This window comes from Pedobacter rhodius (assembly GCF_027213645.1).
GTDB classification, from domain to species: domain Bacteria; phylum Bacteroidota; class Bacteroidia; order Sphingobacteriales; family Sphingobacteriaceae; genus Pedobacter; species Pedobacter rhodius.
The window spans coordinates 2746-4941 of the sequence record NZ_JAPWGL010000009.1; the positions used below are offsets into that span (position 1 = coordinate 2746).

1 tRNA gene and 2 rRNA genes (1 of these 3 only partly in view) are annotated in these 2196 nt (G+C 47.2%); all 3 read right to left on the reverse strand.

The features are described from left to right. Nucleotides 1-158 (reverse strand): 23S ribosomal RNA (locus tag O0931_RS20065) (it extends 2686 nt beyond the left edge of the window). 3 nt (nt 159-161) lie between these two features. Then, a tRNA-Ile gene (locus tag O0931_RS20070) sits at nt 162-236 on the reverse strand. A gap of 214 nt (nt 237-450) precedes the next feature. Continuing rightward, nucleotides 451-1972 (reverse strand): 16S ribosomal RNA (locus tag O0931_RS20075). Together the 16S and 23S rRNA genes with 1 tRNA gene alongside form the textbook arrangement of a ribosomal RNA operon. Nucleotides 1973-2196 lie beyond the last annotated feature (224 nt).

The window sequence follows — 2196 nt, forward strand, 5'->3', positions numbered from 1 at the left end:
GTGGAGAATAACGGTCCCGATAGCTATCGGGACGAACCGTTGACCGGTTGCCATTCTTCATGGTGGAGAATAACGGAGTCGAACCGTTGACCTCCTGCGTGCAAGGCAGGCGCTCTAGCCAGCTGAGCTAATCCCCCATAAGATTTATATCCTTAATATAGTAGTCCCGTCCAGATTTGAACTGGAGACCCCTACATTATCAGTGTAGTGCTCTAACCAGGCTGAGCTACGGGACTGTTTGATTTCAGATTTTGGGATTGACGATTTTTGATTTTTGTATGCCGATATAGCAAATCGTAAATCGTAAATCAAAAATCGTAATTCAATTTCAATCTCGCCTCTCAAAGATTCTTGTTAGTGCCACTAATGTGGTTAATCTTTTGGGTGTGTCTTTTGTTTTCTTTTTTTAAGAGTATCATGTTGCGCAGCGAGTAGTCAACTCTGCTCCAGAAAGGAGGTATTCCAGCCGCACCTTCCGGTACGGCTACCTTGTTACGACTTAGCCCCAGTTATCGGTTTTACCCTAGGACGCTCCTTTCGGTTACATACTTTAGGTACCCCCAACTTCCATGGCTTGACGGGCGGTGTGTACAAGGCCCGGGAACGTATTCACCGCGTCATTGCTGATACGCGATTACTAGCGAATCCAACTTCATGGGGTCGAGTTGCAGACCCCAATCCGAACTGTGAATGGCTTTGTGAGATTCGCATCATATTGCTATGTAGCTGCCCTCTGTACCATCCATTGTAGCACGTGTGTAGCCCCGGACGTAAGGGCCATGATGACTTGACGTCGTCCCCTCCTTCCTCTCTGTTTGCACAGGCAGTCTGTTTAGAGTCCCCATCATTACATGCTGGCAACTAAACATAGGGGTTGCGCTCGTTGCGGGACTTAACCCAACACCTCACGGCACGAGCTGACGACAGCCATGCAGCACCTAGTTTCGTGTGATTGCTCACTTATCTATCTCTAGATAATTCACTAACTTTCAAGCCCGGGTAAGGTTCCTCGCGTATCATCGAATTAAACCACATGCTCCTCCGCTTGTGCGGGCCCCCGTCAATTCCTTTGAGTTTCACTCTTGCGAGCGTACTCCCCAGGTGGAATACTTAACGCTTTCGCTTAGCCGCTAACTGTATATCGCTAACAGCGAGTATTCATCGTTTAGGGCGTGGACTACCAGGGTATCTAATCCTGTTTGATCCCCACGCTTTCGTGCCTCAGCGTCAATAAAACCATAGTAAGCTGCCTTCGCAATCGGTGTTCTGAGACATATCTATGCATTTCACCGCTACTTGTCTCATTCCGCCTACCTCTAGTTCATTCAAGCCCATCAGTATCAAAGGCACTGCGATAGTTGAGCTACCGTCTTTCACCTCTGACTTAACAGGCCGCCTACGCACCCTTTAAACCCAATAAATCCGGATAACGCTTGGATCCTCCGTATTACCGCGGCTGCTGGCACGGAGTTAGCCGATCCTTATTCTTACAGTACATTCAGCTCTGCTCACGAGCAGAGGTTTATTCCCGTATAAAAGCAGTTTACAACCCATAGGGCAGTCTTCCTGCACGCGGCATGGCTGGTTCAGAGTTGCCTCCATTGACCAATATTCCTTACTGCTGCCTCCCGTAGGAGTCTGGTCCGTGTCTCAGTACCAGTGTGGGGGGTCATCCTCTCAGATCCCCTAGTCATCGTCGCCTTGGTGGGCCGTTACCCCGCCAACTAGCTAATGACACGCATGCCCATCTCAATCCTATAAATATTTGAACATTGGATAATGCTATCCTGTGTTTTTATGCGGTGTTAATCCGAATTTCTTCGGGCTATCCCCCTGATTAAGGTAGGTTGCATACGCGTTACGCACCCGTGCGCCACTTTCCCAAGAAGCAAGCCTCTTGGTATCGTTCGACTTGCATGTATTAGGCCTGCCGCTAGCGTTCATCCTGAGCCAGGATCAAACTCTCCATTGTAAAATGTTTCTGTTTAATACTGACCAGTTTTAACTATTGTTAAAAATAGTCTTCTTTTTTTAATTATGTCTGTTGAGACATTGACTTTAAAATCAAGCTCCGGTATTCTGTACTTGAATCCGTACTTTATTACCTCGCTTGCGCTACATTGACATCTCTTTTAAGAACTTATTCGGCTACAAACCTCGCGGCGGCCTTTTTATTTCGTTAAACTTTAAAACTAA